The following is a 17551-nucleotide window of genomic DNA, read 5'->3' as shown; positions in this document are numbered from 1 at the left end:
GGAGCCGATAGCGGCGGGTGGCTTCGTCTTTGCGAACGAAACCGTTGCGCTCGAGCGTGGTCAAGATCCGGTGCACGGTGCTCTTGCCAACCCCCAACCGCAGCGCAATTTCGGTCACACCCAGTTCCGGCTCTTCCATGGAGAAACACTGCAGCACGCGCAGCGCCGTGGTCAGAGACCGGAGTGCAGGTTCCTGCCCATCCGCGGGTGTCTGTCCCTGCATGGCCGCCACCACTCCCGGTAATGAATGCGCTTGCCTCCATTCTATCACGCCTGATTGGCGCCGAAATAGCCTGTGCTGGGCCTTGACAATCGCTCTGCCATCCAGTCCACCAGTGTCAGTCCGCACTCCTCTCTCAGCTCATCAATGTCGCGGATGTCCAGCACGTGTCCGTCGGCCATCAGCACGGCGGTATCGAGCAGTGGCTCGATTTCCACCACCTCGTGGGTGGACATAATGAGCGTCTGCCGGCTCAGGTCCACAAACGACAAGAGCCCTTTCAGAATCGATTGCCGCACCAGCGGATCGAGACCGGAGAGCGGTTCGTCCATCAACACCACGGGCGCCGTGCGGGACAACGCGAGCACCATCTTCAATCGCCCCAGGTTCCCTTTGGACAGATCCCCGGCCCGCTGGTTCGGTTGCAGGCTCATGAATTCGAGCATCTCGCGCGCCTTGGCGGTGTCAAAATCGGGGAACACGCGCTCGTAGAACGATATCAGTTCGGCCGCCGTATAGAACCCATACAGAGGGTCCATATCCGACATGTAGGAAACGCAGCGACTGATGCGCCGTTCTGCCGGTTGACCGTAGACGTACACGCGGCCGCGGCTCGGGCGGATGAGTCCGGCCATCAGCTTGAGCGTCGTCGATTTGCCGCTGCCGTTGGCGCCAATCATGCCGATGATGCGCCCGGCCGGCAACGAGAAGGTGAGGTCTCGCACAGCGTACCGGAAGCGGTAGCGCTTCGACACCTGTTCCAATTGGATGATGGATGATGGCTTCACTCCGTTCTTCCTCCTTGTGCAGTGTCCAGGCTCCGCTCCATGTGAGCCCGCACGCCGGTGACAATTTCCTCCGCGCGAAAGCCCATCTCCGTCATGTCTCTGACAAATGAGGCGATTCGTTCGTGCATCAGTTCTTCGCGCAGTTCGCGCAACCTCGCAACGTCCTCTGTGACAAACGTCCCCTGTCCGCGCCGGGTCTCCGCCACCTGCATCCGCTCCAATTCCGCGTATACGCGCTGCACGGTATTGGGATTGACGCCCGCCTCCACCGCCATGTCGCGGACGGACGGCAGTTTGTCGCCGGCCTTGCGGTCTCCGCGGACAATTTCCCGGCAGATTCTATCCGCCAATTGCAGATAGATGGGCTGCGACGAGCGAAAGTCATCACCCATGGCTCACACCTCGACCCTTTTGTCCAGCAGCCAGGCGCAGACGGCGTAGACCACCGCCAGCAGCACAACAGACCACAGCAGGTCCCCTGCATACAGATGAACCAGGGTCCAGGTGTGCCCTCCATGCCCCGGCCGTGCCCAGCTATTGGGCATGGTGAGGGTGATGGGCCATCGGCCCCAGTCCGACAGCCAGTGGTACAACTTGGAGTTCTCGAGAGCGCCCACACCCCAGGTGGCCAGTCCCACAATCCCCAGACCGACCAACCAGCGCCAGCGGCCCAGTTGATGTCTGGTGGCCTGCATCACCAGCGAGACCAAGGCCGCCCAGACGGCCATGTAGATGGCCAGGGCGAACACGGCGGCCGCCAACAGGCTGGCCAACTTTAGGTCCGCATGGAATATCTGAACATCGGTGATGCGCACGAGCGCTCTCAGGCGTGGGTCGTCCACGGCGACAATCCAGACGGTTCCGAGACCCGTGACGCAAAAGGAGATCAGCATCTGAATCAGTCCGCTGGTGAACTTGGCCGCCAACAGCGCCCATCCGGGTTGCGGCAGGTGCAGCCACAACGGCGACGTCTTGCGCCACTCGCGCGCGAGGCTCCTGTACACGTAAATCGGTAGAAAGAACGCATGCAGCAGCAGAAGCGACAGACTCAGCGCTGTGGCGCCTCCATCGTGTGTGCGATACGCCAGGTACAGGAGAAGGCTTTCTATGACCACGATGCCGATGAGCGACACGAGGTCGTTGTTTCGGGTCAGGCGCAGGTCCTTGCGCAGGATGGTCAACCAAGACGACATAGGCATCCTCCCTCGTGGTTGGCATGACGGGGTGTTGGTGGCTCATGCCCTAGAGAAATGGTGTACTAGAACAATAGTACACTAAAACACTCCTTGTCAAGCGGCCCACAAGGAGCATGTGGGCATCACATCCGCGCCCGCTTGCCGCGTGTTCCGCACGCAGGAACAGCCCTGTAGTCTCTTCACTCCATTGGTGCTACGATGGCTCAGAAAACGGATTCATATCGTGGTGCTGGGGGAAGGACGGGGGCGGGCGCCCGGTCTTCCCATCCTTGCGGCGCCACTTGAAAAACGGGAGGGGACCATAGATGAGTCTCGAGTTGGCCATGATTTCGCCTCACACCCCGCGCATTTGCCACGAGGACAAGATCCCCGAGTTTCAGCGTCCGATGGTGGAGGCCATGCGCAAGACGGCCGAGATCATCGAGCAGGTGGAGGCGGACGTGATGGTGTTGGTGTCCTGCCACTGGATGTCCAGTTTCGAGCACTACGTGGACGCGGGCGCGCGCCACACGGGGGTGCTGACGGCCGTCGAATGTCCGGATCTTATCAGCGATGTCCCGTACGATTATCCAGGCCACCCTGAACTGGCCCAGCAACTCGTCGCGGCCGGGAAGGCACAAGGGCTGCCCATTGTCGGCATTGACGACCCCTCGTACATCTGGGATTATGGCACGGTGGTGCCGCTGCGCTATCTGTTGCCGCGGCGCAAGATTCCGGTGGTCGATCTGTCGGTCTGCTGGGCCGCCTCGCTGGCTGAAACGCAAGAGTGGGGGCGGGTCATCGGGCAGGTGCTGCGCGAATCGACGCTGCGCACCGTGTTTGTGGCCAGCGGCGCCTTGGCCCACAACCTGCGCCGGGGAGCGCACAACTGGCCCAACCGGACGGAGCAGGCGCTGGACAAAGAGTTCTGCCAGCGCTTGGTGGAAGGGGACCTGGAGGCGGCGGGGGAGATGCTGCCCTCGTACGCGCGCGCCGCCACCTTGGAGGCGGGCGGTCGCCACGTCGCCATGTTGCTCGGCGTCCTCCAGGGCAAGTACAAAGGGGTGTTGCACGGGTACGGTCCTTCGTCCGGATCGGGAAATCCGGTGTTGACCCTGCACCCGGTGGCGTAGGCTGCGTCAACAAGACCATTGTACCGGCATGTGACTGACAACCAGACTAGGAGATGGAGAGGGGAACCTGTATGGAAAAGATTTTGCATTTCATCGACGGCCAGTTTGTGGAGTCGCAGTCCGGCCGCACGTTTGACAACGTCAACCCGGCCACCGGCGAGGTCATCAGCCAGGTGGCGGAAGGGGGCCGGGAGGAGATCAACCGCGCGGTTCTGGCGGCCCGAAACGCCTTCCGCAGCTGGGGCAAAACCCCAGCCCAGGAGCGGGCGGCCGTCTTGAACCGCATGGCCGACCTGATTGAACAGCGCCTGGACGAACTGGCCCGCCTGGAGACGCTGGACACGGGCAAACCTCTGTCCCTCTCGAAGACGCTCGACATCCCCCGTGCGGCGGCCAACTTTCGCTTCTTCGCCGATTTCGTCAAGGGATTGGGCACCGAGTGCTTCGAGACGGACGGGGTGGCGCTCAATTACGCGCTGCGCCGGCCGGTCGGGGTGGCCGGGCTCATCTCGCCCTGGAACCTGCCGCTGCTGCTGTTGACCTGGAAGGTCGCCCCCTGTCTGGCGGCCGGCAACACGTGCGTCATCAAGCCGGCCGAACTGACGCCGACGACAGCCGCCAAGTTGGCGGAAATCGCCAAGGAGGCCGGGCTACCCGACGGGGTGTTGAACGTTGTGCACGGGTTTGGCCCGGACGCTGCGGGCTCCTTTTTGACCGAGCACCCGGATGTAAACCTGATCTCCCTGACGGGCGAGACCACCACCGGCAAAGCGGTGATGCGGGCCGCCGCCGGATCGCTCAAGCGGCTGTCGTTTGAACTGGGCGGCAAGAACCCCAACATCATCTTCGCCGACGCCGACCTCGAGGACGCCATCACGGTCAGCCTGCGCTCGTCGTTCAGCAACCAGGGAGAGGTGTGCCTGTGCGGATCGCGCATTTATGTGGAGCGGCCGCTGTACGAGGAGTTTGTGGCGAAGTTTGTTGACCGCGCGGCGCAGCTGCGCGTGGGCGATCCGTTCGATCCCGCGACGGATGTGGGTGCCCTGGTCAGCGAGGAGCACCTGGCGCGCGTGGAAGGGTTCATCGAGCGGGCGGTGGCGCAGGGCTGCCGCATCGTCCTCGGCGGCAAGCGGCCGGCGCACATGCAGCGCGGGTACTTCCTCGAGCCGACCATCATCGTCGATGTGGACGAATCGTGCGAAATCGTGCGCCAAGAGGTGTTTGGCCCGGTGGTGACGATTCAACCGTTCGATACGGAGGAGGAGGTCATCGCCGCCGCGAATGATACGCACTACGGTCTGAGCGCGACCATATGGACAACCAATCTCAAGCGGGCGCACCGGGTGGCCGGTGAGCTGGAGGCGGGTATCATCTGGATCAATACCTGGTTCCTGCGCGACCTGCGCACGCCCTTTGGCGGCATGAAGGAGAGCGGCATCGGTCGCGAGGGCGGGGTCCACAGCTTCGAGTTCTACTCCGAGCTGAAAAATGTCTGCGTGAAGCTTTGAGCGGGCGGTGCGCCCGCACCGGAATCCAGGAGGTGGTCACAGATGTCGGACGCGAAGCGGGACGGGCTGACCGAAACCCTGGCCGATGCCCTCTGGGAGGCGGAGCGGTACGGCCGTCCCATCGCTCCCCTGACGGCAGAACACCCGAACCTGACACAGGAACAGGCGTACCAGATACAGATTCGTAACATCCAGCGCAAGCGCATCTATGGGGATGAGGTGGTCGGCTACAAGGTCGGTTTGACCAGCCGGCCGATGCAGGAGATGCTGGGCGTGCATCAGCCGGACTTTGGCCACCTGCTGCGGTCCATGCGTTACGGAACTGGGCAGGTGGTCGATTTTCCGCTGCTGCAGCCCAAGGTCGAGGCGGAATTGGCTTTCGTGCTCAGGTCGGACTTGGACGGGCGAGACGTCACGGTGCAGGACGTGCTGGCGGCCACCGATTACGTGCTGCCGGCGATTGAGATCATCGACAGCCGGATAGCCGATTGGCGGATTCAGCTGGCGGACACCATCGCCGACAACGCGTCCTCCGGGTGTTTTGCCCTGGGTGAGATGGCGACGCCGGTAACGGGCCGCAATCTGGCGGGTGTCGGCGGGGTGCTCCGGGTCAACGGTGAGATTGTTCAGACCGGCGCGGGCGCCGCGGTGCTCGGACACCCGGCGCGGGCCGTGGCCTGGCTGGCCAACACGTTGACAAGCCTGGGCACCACCATGCGCGCCGGAGACGTGGTCCTGTCGGGGGCCATCAGCGCCGCGGTGCCGGTACGGCCGGGGGACAGGGTGTCGGTTTCCTTTGGTCGGCTGGGCCGCGTCGACATCACCATCGGCGAGCCGCAAGCGGCCGGACTCGCGCGGGTGGAAGCGAAGGGAGAGGTGCTGCCATGAGCAAGTTGACGGCGGCGATTGTCGGTTCTGGCAACATCGGCACCGACTTGATGGTGAAATTGCTCCGCAGCGACTGGTTGGAGCCGCGTTGGATGATTGGAATAGACCCGGAGTCGGACGGACTGCGCCGGGCCCGTGACGCCGGATTGGAAACCTCGGCGGAGGGGCTCAAGGCGGTGCTGGATGCGGGGGTGCGGCCGGACGTGGTGTTTGACGCCACCAGCGCCAAGGCGCACGTGCGTCACGCCAAGCTCCTGCGCGAGGCGGGGATACAGGCCATCGACCTGACACCTGCGGCGCGCGGCCCGTACGTCATTGCCGCGGTCAATCTGGCGGAGCACCTGGACTCGCCCAACGTCAACATGGTCACCTGCGGCGGGCAGGCGACGGTGCCGATTGTCTACGCGGTCAGCCGTGTGATTGGGGTGGAGTATGCGGAGATTGTTGCGACCATCTCCAGCCGTTCCGCCGGTCCCGGAACACGTCAGAATATCGACGAATTTACGGAGACTACAGGGAAGGCGCTGGAGGTTATCGGGCAGGCGCGCAAGGGCAAGGCCATCATTATCCTCAATCCGGCCAATCCGCCCATCCTGATGCGCGACACCATCTATTGCGTGATTGACGATCCAGCCCCGGACGTGTTTGACCGCGTCCGCGAATCGATTGAAAGCATGGTCCGGCACGTGCAGACCTACGTTCCCGGTTATCGTTTGAACCGGGAGCCCATCCTCGACGGCCGCGTGGTCAGCGTGTCCATCGAAGTCGAAGGGCTGGGCGATTACCTGCCGGTGTATGCGGGTAATCTCGACATCATGACCGCGGCGGCCGTGAAGTTTGGCGAAGAATACGCCAAGCACCGGTTGTCTGTGGTGAAGGGGTGAGCCACGATGGCAGAGGTACGGCGGATCTCCGTGACGGACGTGACGCTGCGTGACGGGATGCACGCGGTGCGTCACCAGTTCAGCCTCGACGACGCGCGGGCGATTGCCAGCGCCCTTGATAACACCGGCGTGGCATTGATTGAAGCGACGCACGGCGACGGACTCGGCGGCAGTTCGATCCAGTACGGGTTTGCCAAGGAAGACGAGGAGGCCTACCTGCGGGCGGTCTGCGAAGCGGCTCCGCACACCAAGGTGGCGGCACTGCTCCTGCCGGGGATTGGCACGGTCGAACACCTCAAGCGCGCCGTCGCCTGTGGCATTCGCGCGGTGCGCGTAGCCACCCACTCGACAGAGGCGGATATCTCGGAACAGCACATCCGGGAGGCGCGATCGCTGGGGCTGGATGTGGTCGGGTTCTTGATGCTCTCGCACATGACCGAGACGCCGGTCTTGGTGGAGGAAGCGAAGAAGATGGCCAGCTACGGCGCGCACTGCGTCTATATCGTCGACTCGGCGGGCGCGATGTTGATGGACGAGGTGACGGAAAAGGTGTCGGCTCTTCGCGACGCCCTGCCAAGCGAGGTGCAGGTCGGATTCCACGCGCATAACAACCTGGGCTGCTCCGTGGCCAACACCTTGGCCGCCATTCGCGCCGGGGCGGTGCGCATCGACGCCAGTCTCGCCGGGCTGGGAGCGGGCGCGGGTAACACGCCGCTGGAGGTGTTCATCGCGGCCTGTGAAAAGTCGGGCATCGAGACCGGAGTCAACCTGTACGCCGCCATGGACGCGGCCGAGGACGTGCTGGGGCCGCGCATCAGCCGGCCGGTGCGCACCGACAGGGCCAGCCTGACTTTGGGCTACGCGGGCGTCTATTCGAGCTTTTTGCTGCACGCGGAGCGCGCCGCTCAGCGGTTTGGCGTTGACGCGCGCGACATCTTGGTGGAATTGGGCAAGCGCAAGGTAGTCGGCGGCCAGGAGGACATGATTGTGGACGTGGCGGTGGAACTGGCCGCACACAAGTGAGTCCATCCACGCGCTCCGTCCGGGGGCGAAGCGGCCGGTTGGGCCGAAGCGCTTGCCGGCGCTGAGCGCGAATCCATCATAGGTAAGGGAGGGAGCGGACGATGGACTTGCGGGCGATTGCCGAAGAAGTGTGGCGGCACCAAGCCAATGCCGCCGAGATGGAAAAATTGACGCAGCGGTACTCCGGACTGACGGTCGCTGACGCGTACGAAATACAGCGTTTGAATGCGGAGAGAGCCGTGTCTGAGGGCGACGTCCTGGCGGGCTGGAAGATGGGACTGACCAGCCGCGCCAAGCAGCTGTCGGTCGGGGTTGAAGAACCGATATACGGCCGGCTGTTTGGTTCCCGGGAGATGACCGACGGCAAGCTGTCGCTGACCGGTCTCATCCACCCGCGGGTGGAGCCAGAGCTGGCGTTCGTGTTCAAACACCGTCTCGCCGGTCCGCAGGTGACCGCCCGGGATGTGTGGTTGGCGACCGAGTGCGTGATGCCGGCGGTGGAAATCATCGACAGCCGCTACCGCGATTTCTCCTTCACGTTGGTCGACGTGGTGGCGGACAACGCCTCGTTTGCCCGCTTTTTGTTGGCGGATCGGGCGTATTCTCCGTATCACTGCGCGTGGGACGAGGTCGGTGTGGCGGTGCGCCAGAACGGTGAGGTCAAGCAGACCGGCGCGGGAGCAGCGGTGCTTGGCCACCCCGTGCGGGCGGTCGTGCAGTTGGCACGCATGCTGGCCCAAGTCGGGCAAGCGGTTGAACCGGGGATGGTGGTGCTGACCGGAGGCATCACCGAAGCGATTCACCTGCACCGTGGCGACGAGGTGGTTGTGGATTTTGACGGCCTGGGCGAGCTGCGCCTGAATGTCTACGACTGAAACCATTGTGAAGCGAGGAGGAAGTCGCATGCCGCTCATCCAGCTGCACATTGTCGAGGGTCGATCCGAAGCTGTCAAGCGCCAACTGATCACCGAGGTGACCGAGGCGGTGCACCGGGCTTTGGGTAGTCCGCGCGAATCGATTCGGGTGCTGCTCCATGAGCTGCCGAAACAACACTGGGCGGTTGGCGGCAAACCGCTGTCGGAGCGAGAGCCGTGAGTACGGGAGGACTGGGTAGCTCGGCCGACCGTGCGCCATACGACGTACATACCCATTTCATCCCGGCAGCGGAAATGGAGTGGCTGCGTGCGGAGCGTCGTGTAGAGGCGCAGTGGGAACAGCGCACGCCAGGCAAGGCGCCGTTTCTCACCGTCAACGGCAAGTGGGCGTTCGAATTGAAACCGGAGTTTGTCGACCCCGGCGTCTATCTGGACGCGCAGCGCGCCGCCGGGGTTGTGCATTCGCTCGTGTCGCCGGTGCCGCAGTTGTTTTTGTACGAGTCGGAGCCTGAGGTGACAGCGGAGGGAGCGCGGGTGTACAACGACGCCCTGGCCGCCTGGGTGCGCGAGCACCCACAGGCGCTCAGCGCCCTGGCCACGGTGCCCCTCAACCGCCCCGAGTGGGCGGCTGAGGAACTGGAGCGGGCGATGGGCTGCGGATTGCTGGGGGCCATCATCGGGCCTGGGTGTGGGGAGAGGCTGCTCGGTGACGAGGCGTTTCGGCCCCTGTTGGAAGCGGCCGATGCGCACGGGGCCGTGTTGTTTGTCCATCCGCTGCTCAACACGGACCCGCGCATTCAGCGTCGGCGCATGCCCAACCTGATTGGGGTGCCCTGGGAGACGACCGTCTGCGCGGTCGACTTGGTGCTCAGCGGCACTCTCGACAGGTACCCGCGTATCCGTTGGCTGCTGGCGCATGGCGGCGGCTACCTGCCGTACCAGATGGGCCGCTTGGAGCAAGGCTGGCAGGTCTGGCCCGGTGTGCGGGCCGAGATGTCGATGCGGCCGTCCGACTACTTGCGCAGGTTCTATTACGACAATGTCCTGTGGGATCCGCGGTCCGCTCGGTTGCTGCTGGAAGTGGCGGGGGCCGAGCGCGTGTTGCCCGGCTCCGATTTTCCCTTTGACCTGTGCGCGTGGCCGCCGGCGGCTGCCCAGGCCGACGCGGCCGCTTTTCTCGGGCTCGCCCACCGACAGCTTCGCACACGGGAATGAAACCGGAGAAAACGTCTTCCAGGTGTATGCTCATGCCCTGTGAAAGGACTCCGGTTTTTCGGCAAGAAGCGGCGGATAGACGCAATAATCGCAATAAACTCCATCAAGCGGGTGCAACCCTGGTCGCGCGGGCTCAAACTTCTCCGCGCGCGGCTTGCATCCGCTGTGCCGTTATCCCTATGATGTAAGTTGGGTTTAGCACTCAAGTGTACAGAGTGCTAATAAACGTTGGAATTGGAGGTTGGGGTATGAGCGCAACAGTCACCAAGCACTCGCTTCGCCCGCTTGCCGACCGGGTTGTGGTGCGCCCGGTGGAACGGGAGGAAAAGACGGCCAGCGGCATTGTGCTCCCGGACACGGCCAAGGAGAAGCCCCAGGAGGCCGAGGTGATTGCGGTGGGTCCCGGACGTTTGGAGGATGGCAAACGAGTGGAGTTGGACGTCAAGGTCGGGGACCGGGTGCTGTATTCCAAGTACGCCGGCACCGAGGTGAAGGTGGACGGCGAAGAACTTCTCATCCTGCGCGAGAGCGACATTCTCGCGATTGTCCAGGCGTAACCCCGTAAGAGGAAACCATCCAGTCGATTGGCAGACGCGTTTTCGGGAGGGACAAAGATGGCAAAAATCATCAGGTTCCAAGAGGATGCCAGGCGATCGATGATGCGCGGCGTCGATGCTCTCGCTGACGCCGTTAAGGTGACGCTGGGCCCGCGAGGCCGCAATGTAGTGCTCGAGAAAAAGTTCGGATCGCCGCTCATCACCAACGACGGTGTCACCATCGCCAAGGAGATTGAGCTGGAAGATCCGTACGAGAAGATGGGCGCCCAACTGGTCAAAGAGGTGGCTACCAAGACCAACGATGTCGCCGGCGACGGCACCACCACCGCCACCATTCTCGCCCAGGCGATGATTCGCGAGGGGTTGAAAAACGTGGCGGCCGGCGCCAACCCCATGGTGCTGAAGAAAGGGGTCGAGAAGGCGGTTGAGGCGGCCGTCGCGGAGATCAAGAAAGTCGCCAAGCCGGTGGCGGGCCGGGCCAACATCGCGCAGGTGGCCGGAATTTCCGCCGGTGAAGAGGAAATCGGCGAGATGATTGCCGATGCCATGGAGAAGGTCGGCAAGGACGGCGTCATCACGGTCGAAGAGTCGAAAGGCTTCACCACCGAGTTGGAGGTGGTGGAAGGCATGCAGTTCGACCGCGGCTACATCTCCCCCTACATGGTCAGCGACAAGGATAAGATGGAGGCCGTTTTGGAGGATCCATACATCCTCATCACCGACAAGAAGGTGAGCAATATCCAGGAGATCCTGCCGGTGCTGGAGCGGGTGGTGCAGACCAGCAAACCGCTGCTGCTGATTGCCGAGGATGTCGAGGGTGAGGCCCTGGCCACCCTGGTCGTCAACAAGCTGCGGGGGGTTTTCAACGCGGTTGCCGTCAAGGCCCCCGGCTTCGGCGATCGGCGCAAAGCGATGCTGCAGGATATCGCCATCCTGACCGGCGGCCAGGTGATTTCGGAAGAACTTGGCCTGGAGCTGAAGAATACGCAACTCGATCAGCTCGGACGGGCCCGCCAGGTCAAGGTCGACAAAGACAACACCATTATTGTCGACGGCGCCGGCCAAAAGGCGGACATCGACGCTCGCATTCAGCAGATCAAGGTGCAGATTGAGGAGACCACGTCCGATTTCGACCGCGAGAAGCTGCAGGAGCGACTGGCCAAACTCTCCGGCGGCGTCGCGGTTATCAAGGTAGGGGCCGCCACGGAGACGGAGTTGAAGGAGAAGAAGCTGCGCATGGAGGACGCGCTCAACGCGACCCGGGCGGCCGTCGAGGAAGGCATCGTCGCCGGCGGCGGGACGGCTTTGGTCAACGCCATCTCGGCGCTTGATGGCATCCAGGCGAAGGAGGACGAGTTGACCGGGGTCAACCTGGTCCGCAAAGCGCTGGAAGCCCCCGTCCGCCAGATTGCCGAGAACGCGGGTGTCGAGGGTTCGGTGGTTGTGGAGCGCCTGAAGAAGGAGCCGAAGGGAGTCGGGTACAACGCTGCCACCGGTGAGTGGGTGGACATGATGCAGGCTGGCATTGTCGATCCGGCTAAAGTCACGCGCTCTGCCCTGCAGAACGCGGCCAGCGTCGCCGCGATGTTCCTGACCACCGAGGCAGTCGTGGCCGACAAACCGGAGAAGGAAAAGCCCGCACCCAGCAATCCCGGCGGCGGGATGGACGACTTCGATATGTGACCCATCCAACGGTAGTGTGGAAGCGGGCCCGCAGCGCGGCCATGGGGAAGGGAGGGCACGCATCCTTGTCCCCGGCGCTCGGGCCCGTTTTGTGTCTTCATAGACCACTTCAATTGTCTTTATGATCTCTCCCATTGTTTCCACGCTATTGCTGCTAGGCATGCCCTCGTGAACTCATTCCTTTCCACAAACCCTCTGCCAACGAAAAAAACTCTGTTGATTTATCCGATTCATGGTTGTTAATATGTATGTAACTTAGTTGCACCAACTATGTAACAACAAATTCGTTGTGATGAGTCGGGGGTGACGATGCTAGGGCCACCCACGTTTTTTCAGTGAGCGCCACAGTCAAGGCTGTGACGGGAATGCCGTGGGTCGCCTTGAAGATTTGTACAAGAATTTCCATCTGCGGGAGGGACACATGATGACACAACATGACAGACAACCGCGGGCGGCGATTGGCAAGTCCAGGCCGGCGCAGGTGGGTGAGCTTCCGTCAGTAGATTGGAGTGTGGCGGCGGGGTGGCGCAACATTCCTGGGCTGTCGTCCAACGTGTCCGACATACTGGACGAGTTGGGCTACAGACTTTCCGTCCCGGCCACCTGCATCCCGTCACGGCTGCCGGGATCCCGTGTGGTGGGTCGGGCTGTCACCCTGCAGTATTTGCCGGAACGCCGGTCGCACGAGCTGGCGGGTGATGGGCTCATTCACAAGTCGGCGATGGAGCTGACGTCTTCGGGAGACGTGTTGGTCATCGCAGGCGACGGGATTGGTCAATACTCCGTTTTCGGCGGTCTTGCTGCCCATCGCGCGGTGGAGTGCGGTATTGCCGGAATCATTGTAGACGGGGCTGTCCGTGACGTGGACCAGCTGGCGGACCTGCGGTTTCCGGTGTGGTCGCGTGGCGTCACGCCGACGACCGGGCGGGCTCGGCTGCAGGGAGTCGGTATCAACGTGCCCATCCGCCTGCACGATGTGCAGGTGCTTCCCGGAGACATCGTCGTTGCCGACGACAGCGGCATCTGCTTTGTCCCCGCGGACGTCCTGCGTGAGGTGGATCGCCGGTTGCGAGAGCTGATTGAGGAGGAGGCGCACATCCTGGGCTCCAAGTGAGCCCCCGAGTCGGGTCGCTTGTGTCGACTGTACTCGGAGCCTGAGTTGGTCGAAGGGGGGATACGAGTGCTTATCATCGATTTATCTCAGGAAATATTCAGCGGATCCCCCGTGTACCGGGGGCATCAACCGACAGTGGTGCACCGTTTGAAATCTGTGCAGCAACTCCCGAATGGGCAGTGGACATTCGCCATCAACGCGCTGTTCCTGTCCGATCATTGTGCGACGCACACGGACTCCTTCCAACACATGGACCCTAGCCCAAAGGCGAAGGCGATTCACGAGCTGCCACTCGAGATGTTCCAGGGTTTGGCGGTGTGCCTGGACGTGAGCGTGGCCAAACCAGCGGAATTCATCACCGTTGCCATGTTGGAGGAGGCGGCGGAACGAGCGCGAGTCGAGTTTTCTGGGCCGTTCTCGCCCAAGGTGGTTTTGCTCTATACGGGCCACTACGGCCGCACGTTTCCCAAGCCCGCCTACGGCCACGCTCATCCGGGGCTGGACCGGGCTGCGACAGAGTGGCTGGCGGACAGGGGCGTCATCAACATCGGTATCGACTGCGCCAGTGTCGACGTCGAACCCCACAAGGGAGACGAGTGGAAGCCTGCGCACACGGTTTGTCGCGAGCGCGGCATTCTCAACACCGAGAACTTGGGCGACCTGAGCCAGGTAGCCGGGCGCCAGTTCTGGTACATGGGCCTGCCGCTGAAAATCACCGGCGGTACCGCCGGACCAACTCGCGCCGCTGCCATTCTGTTGGAAGAGGAGGACCTTGAAACATGCAGGTATCTAATCAGTTTGACGTAGCCTGCCCCCAGAACGAGGTGTTCGCCTTTGTCAGCACCCCAGAGCGGTTGGCTCAGTGCATTCCTGGCTGCAGCCGACTCACCGACCTGGGCGATGGCAGGTACAGTGCCATTCTTGAGGTGGAAGTCGCTTTTTTGAAGATGAAATTTGACGTCATGGTCCGACTGACTGAGGTGAACGAACCCACCTCCTTGAAGGCCGTGGTGGACGGCAAGCCGAAGGCTCTGGCCGGCAAACTCACCGGCAATGTCGAATTGATGGTGTCTGCCGTGGATGACCAGACCACACGCATTGACTACGTGCTGGATCAGACCATCACCGGCAAGCTGGGCGGCATCGGGCAGTCCGTCTTTCGTGCTAAATGTGAAGAAATGGGGAACCTGTTTGCCGAAAATCTGAGGACCGCGCTCACACACCCTCAGGAGGCACGGTCATGAATCCGTTTCAACTGCTACAGCCCGAGACGCTGGAGGAGGCCTTGTCGCTGTTGAACACGGACGATCCGTCCGTGCGACCGGTGGCCGGCGGCACGGCCCTGATGCTAATGATGAAGTCAAAAGTGTTCACTCCCCATACACTGGTCAGCTTGCAGCGGCTGAAGCCGTCGCTCAGCGGCATCCGGCTGGACGACGCAGGCGACCTGCACCTGGGGCCTCTGGCATCCTTGCGCGACGTCGAGCGCTCACCCGTGGTGGCCGAGTTTACTCCGGTCATCACCCAGGCGATGCAAACGCTGTCCAATGTGCGTGTGCGAAACGTGGCGACCGTTGGCGGGCACCTGGCGCACGGGGACCCGCACATGGATCTGCCGCCCATTTTGATGGCGTTGGACGCCCGTGTGCGAATTTCGGGCCAGGCAGGCGAACGTGAGGTGGCGCTGCCTGAGTTTCTCACCGGATATTACACCACCGTGCTTAACCCGAGTGAACTGATCACTGACGTGGTGGTGCCCGCTTTGCCGAACGGGTTGAGCGGAACGTATCTGAAATACACGGCGTTGTCGGCCGACGACTGGCCGATGTGCGGTGTCGCCGCGTTTGTCCGGATGCAAGGCGGGGTTGTCGCCGAGGCGCGGGTGGCGGTCAGCGCCGCCACCGAGAGACCGGTGCGGCTGACTGGGGTGGAGTCGTTTCTGCGTGGGCGGCGCCCTGCCGCGGAGGCGTTCGAAGAAGCGGCCGAGCTGGCTGCGGCAGGCGTTCACCCACTTGCGGACATTCGGGGTTCGTCCGGGTACAAACGTGAAATCGTCAAGGTGTGTGTGCGCCGTGCCCTGGAACAGGCACTTGCGGCGCGCACCAGGAACGGAGGGGTGGCGCATGAGTAAGGTGCTGGAGTCTGGCGTCCCGGCGGGCACGGAGCAAGGACAGGTGGGCCGTGCGGTCAAGCGGCTGGAGAGCCAAGCGAAGGTGACAGGCCGGGCGGAGTACATCCACAACCTGGAGGTCCCCGGGATGCTGCATGCCAAGGTGGTCCGCAGCACCATCGCCCACGCGCGCATCCGCGGCATCGACACCCAGGAGGCCAAAGAGTTGCCGGGCGTGTACGACGTCATCACCGGCGAGGACATCCTCAAGGTGATTCCCGATCCGTACTATGGACCGGCATTTCACGACCAGCCCATCCTCGCCCTGGACAAGGTGCGCCATGTCGGCGAGCCGGTGGCGGTGGTGCTGGCGACGGACGTGCATGTGGCAGATAGGGCGACTGATTTGGTGGAGATTGACTATGAGGAGCTTGAGCCCCTCTTTCACGAGGTCGAGTCCGCGAAATCCGAAACGACCTTCGTTCACGACGTGATTCGGCCGGCCGGGACGTTCGCTGACCTAAAGACGCTCCAACCGCGGGCCAAGACGAACGTGTCGATGGAGTACCACCTGCGCAACGGGGACTTAGACGCAGCGTTTGCGAAGGCGGACCGCGTGTTTGAACATACTTTCCGCAGCCAGCAGGTCAGCCACCTGCCACTGGAACCGATAGTGACCCTCGCGCAACTGACGGACACCGGCAACCTGCTTATCCATACCGCTTCGCAGAGCCCTTCGTTCGTGCGCATCGAGGTGGCGCGGCTGCTTGGCTGGCCGGAGAACAAGGTGCGCGTCCGTACGGCTTATCTCGGCGGTGGATTCGGTGCCAAGCTGTACATCAAGCTGGAGGCCTTGGTGGCGGCGCTGGCCCTCATCACGCAGCGCCCCGTGCGCCTCAGCCTGACCATGGAGGAGCAGTTCTACACTATCACCCGCCACGCGGCGACGGTGACCATCCGCACCGGGGTCACGAACGACGGGCGCATTGTCGCCCGCGACTGCAAGACATGGTGGAACGGCGGGGCGTATGCCGACATTGGGCCCCGCGTGACGCAGAAGTCCGGGTTCACGGCCGCAGGCCCGTATGACATCGAAGCGGTAAGCCTGGACTCCTACGCCGTCTACACCAACCTGCCTCCGGCCGGCGCCCTGCGCGGCTTCGGGATTCCGCAGCTGGTGTGGGCGTACGAGAGCCAAGCGGACATCATCGCGCGCGAACTCGGAATCGATCCGTTGGAGTTCCGGCGCAAAAACATCCTGCGCAACGGCCGCCCGCACGCCACTGGTACGGTGATGGAGGACGTGGGGACGGTCGAGGTGCTAGAGGAACTCGCCCGTAAGATGAGGTGGGATGAACCGTTTGATCACGGATCCGGACCCATTCGCCGCGGCCGCGGTCTCGCCATCGGCATCAAGGCGGCCGTATCACCCACCACCTCGGTGGCGTTTGTCAATCTGTACAGTGACGGAAGCTGCGGAGTGTATTGCGGCACGGTGGACATGGGGCAAGGCTCGGACACTGCGATGGCGCAGATAGCGGCGGACGTCCTAGGCCTTGAAGCCGAGTCCGTGCGGGTGATTCACCCGGATACGGAAGTGACGCCCTACGACATGGCCACTCTCGGATCGCGATCCACGTTCCACATGGGCAACGCGGTTCGTTTGGCGGCCGAGGACGCGAAAAGACAGATGGTGGCCCTGTGCGCTGAGCAGACCGGGTTTGCCCCTGAAGCCCTGGCTGTGCAAGACGGCGGGGTGGCAGCGCCCGACGGATCGTTCTTCACTTACGGGGACATTTTGGCGAGACGGTTTGGCATGCAAGCGGGCAACGTGCTCGGGGTCGGCTCCTATTTCCCCTACTACAAAAAGCCGGATGCCACCACTGGAATGTCGGACCACATCACCCCGTACTGGATGGTCGGCGGCAGTGGGGTCGAAGTGGAAGTTGACACAGAGACCGGCAAGGTGCGCATTGTGCGGCTGGTGACGGTGGGGGACTGCGGCAAGGCCATCAATCCCGGCATTGTGAAGCGTCAGCTTTCGGGTGCCTCCTTTATGCAGATGGGTTTCACCCTCTTTGAAGAGATGGTGTTCGATGAGGGGCAGGTCGTCAACGCCAGCATGGCCGACTACAAGATCCCAGGCTTTTGGGACCTGCCGGAGCAGAACGAGGTCAGCATCGTGGAGGTTCCGCACCGCAATGGCCCCTTTGGCGCCAAGGGCATCGGCGAGACTGGTTCACTAGGCCTGTCGCCAGCCGTGGCGAATGCGGTGTATGACGCCGTCGGGGTGCGCATCTATGAAACCCCGCTCACACCGGAACGGGTGCTCCGGGCGCTTCGAGAACAGCAAGGCAGGGTATGGGGGGATGCGTGAG

At 62.9% G+C, this 17551-nt stretch carries 19 protein-coding genes; 15 read left to right on the top strand and 4 right to left on the bottom strand.

What is annotated here, in order from left to right:
* The 4 genes from ASH01S_RS05990 to ASH01S_RS05975 form a co-directional block, all read right to left on the bottom strand.
* Positions 1 to 223 (bottom strand): helix-turn-helix domain-containing protein (locus ASH01S_RS05990; protein ID WP_157067016.1); only part of this gene is annotated, 223 nt, incomplete at its 3' end.
* 44 nt (positions 224 to 267) lie between these two features.
* The gene (locus tag ASH01S_RS05985; RefSeq protein ID WP_245628947.1) at positions 268 to 1008 is read right to left on the bottom strand and encodes an ABC transporter ATP-binding protein; all 741 of its coding nucleotides are present in this window, start codon (positions 1006 to 1008) and stop codon (positions 268 to 270) included.
* On the bottom strand, positions 1005 to 1400 hold the full coding sequence (locus ASH01S_RS05980; RefSeq protein ID WP_067925092.1) for a GntR family transcriptional regulator: 396 nt from the start codon (positions 1398 to 1400) through the stop codon (positions 1005 to 1007). The genes ASH01S_RS05985 and ASH01S_RS05980 overlap by 4 nt, the downstream gene beginning before the upstream one ends.
* A 3-nt stretch (positions 1401 to 1403) precedes the next feature.
* Positions 1404 to 2201, bottom strand: a complete 798-nt coding sequence (locus ASH01S_RS05975; protein ID WP_067925087.1) for a hypothetical protein — start codon at positions 2199 to 2201, stop codon at positions 1404 to 1406.
* Between the two features lie 308 nt (positions 2202 to 2509).
* Between ASH01S_RS05975 and ASH01S_RS05970 the strand changes: the two genes are divergently transcribed.
* From ASH01S_RS05970 to ASH01S_RS05900, 15 genes are all read left to right on the top strand, one after another.
* Positions 2510 to 3316 carry a DODA-type extradiol aromatic ring-opening family dioxygenase gene (locus ASH01S_RS05970; protein WP_067925085.1) on the top strand — a complete coding sequence of 269 codons (807 nt, stop codon included), beginning with the start codon at positions 2510 to 2512 and terminating at the stop codon, positions 3314 to 3316.
* Between the two features lie 71 nt (positions 3317 to 3387).
* Positions 3388 to 4824, top strand: coding sequence for an aldehyde dehydrogenase (locus ASH01S_RS05965; RefSeq protein WP_157067015.1), 1437 nt, complete (start codon positions 3388 to 3390; stop codon positions 4822 to 4824).
* A 42-nt stretch (positions 4825 to 4866) separates the two neighbouring features.
* Positions 4867 to 5712 carry a 2-keto-4-pentenoate hydratase gene (locus ASH01S_RS05960; RefSeq protein ID WP_067925079.1) on the top strand — a complete coding sequence of 282 codons (846 nt, stop codon included), beginning with the start codon at positions 4867 to 4869 and terminating at the stop codon, positions 5710 to 5712.
* Positions 5709 to 6596 (top strand): acetaldehyde dehydrogenase (acetylating), encoded by an 888-nt coding sequence (locus tag ASH01S_RS05955; RefSeq protein ID WP_067925076.1) that lies wholly within the window; start codon positions 5709 to 5711, stop codon positions 6594 to 6596. Before ASH01S_RS05960 ends, ASH01S_RS05955 begins: the two co-directional genes overlap by 4 nt.
* Positions 6597 to 6602: 6 nt before the next feature.
* Entirely contained in the window at positions 6603 to 7619 is a 1017-nt protein-coding gene (gene dmpG, locus ASH01S_RS05950; RefSeq protein WP_067925074.1) for a 4-hydroxy-2-oxovalerate aldolase, read from the top strand.
* A 101-nt stretch (positions 7620 to 7720) separates the two neighbouring features.
* Entirely contained in the window at positions 7721 to 8494 is a 774-nt protein-coding gene (locus ASH01S_RS05945) for a 2-keto-4-pentenoate hydratase (protein ID WP_067925072.1), read from the top strand.
* Between the two features lie 28 nt (positions 8495 to 8522).
* Positions 8523 to 8714, top strand: a complete 192-nt coding sequence (gene thmT, locus ASH01S_RS05940) for a 2-hydroxymuconate tautomerase (protein ID WP_067925069.1) — start codon at positions 8523 to 8525, stop codon at positions 8712 to 8714.
* Positions 8711 to 9709, top strand: a complete 999-nt coding sequence (locus ASH01S_RS05935; protein WP_281178199.1) for an amidohydrolase family protein — start codon at positions 8711 to 8713, stop codon at positions 9707 to 9709. The genes thmT and ASH01S_RS05935 overlap by 4 nt, the downstream gene beginning before the upstream one ends.
* A 248-nt stretch (positions 9710 to 9957) precedes the next feature.
* Positions 9958 to 10266 (top strand): co-chaperone GroES, encoded by a 309-nt coding sequence (gene groES / locus ASH01S_RS05930; RefSeq protein ID WP_067925062.1) that lies wholly within the window; start codon positions 9958 to 9960, stop codon positions 10264 to 10266.
* A 57-nt stretch (positions 10267 to 10323) separates the two neighbouring features.
* Entirely contained in the window at positions 10324 to 11949 is a 1626-nt protein-coding gene (gene groL / locus ASH01S_RS05925) for a chaperonin GroEL (RefSeq protein WP_067925059.1), read from the top strand.
* A 424-nt stretch (positions 11950 to 12373) separates the two neighbouring features.
* Positions 12374 to 13063 (top strand): RraA family protein, encoded by a 690-nt coding sequence (locus ASH01S_RS05920; protein ID WP_067925056.1) that lies wholly within the window; start codon positions 12374 to 12376, stop codon positions 13061 to 13063.
* Positions 13064 to 13129: 66 nt separating this feature from the next.
* Positions 13130 to 13870 carry a cyclase family protein gene (locus tag ASH01S_RS05915; protein ID WP_067925054.1) on the top strand — a complete coding sequence of 247 codons (741 nt, stop codon included), beginning with the start codon at positions 13130 to 13132 and terminating at the stop codon, positions 13868 to 13870.
* Complete coding sequence (locus ASH01S_RS05910; protein ID WP_067925053.1) at positions 13843 to 14307, top strand: SRPBCC family protein; 465 nt, start codon at positions 13843 to 13845, stop codon at positions 14305 to 14307. The genes ASH01S_RS05915 and ASH01S_RS05910 overlap by 28 nt, the downstream gene beginning before the upstream one ends.
* Complete coding sequence (locus ASH01S_RS05905; RefSeq protein ID WP_067925052.1) at positions 14304 to 15194, top strand: FAD binding domain-containing protein; 891 nt, start codon at positions 14304 to 14306, stop codon at positions 15192 to 15194. Before ASH01S_RS05910 ends, ASH01S_RS05905 begins: the two co-directional genes overlap by 4 nt.
* Positions 15187 to 17550 (top strand): xanthine dehydrogenase family protein molybdopterin-binding subunit, encoded by a 2364-nt coding sequence (locus ASH01S_RS05900; protein ID WP_067925049.1) that lies wholly within the window; start codon positions 15187 to 15189, stop codon positions 17548 to 17550. Before ASH01S_RS05905 ends, ASH01S_RS05900 begins: the two co-directional genes overlap by 8 nt.
* Position 17551 lies beyond the last annotated feature (1 nt).

The sequence above is a fragment of the Alicyclobacillus shizuokensis NBRC 103103 genome, assembly GCF_001552255.1.
Lineage (GTDB): Bacteria > Bacillota > Bacilli > Alicyclobacillales > Alicyclobacillaceae > Alicyclobacillus_G > Alicyclobacillus_G shizuokensis.
The sequence above is the reverse complement of the archived record's forward strand: the minus strand, read 5'-3'. Positions and strand labels throughout refer to the sequence as shown.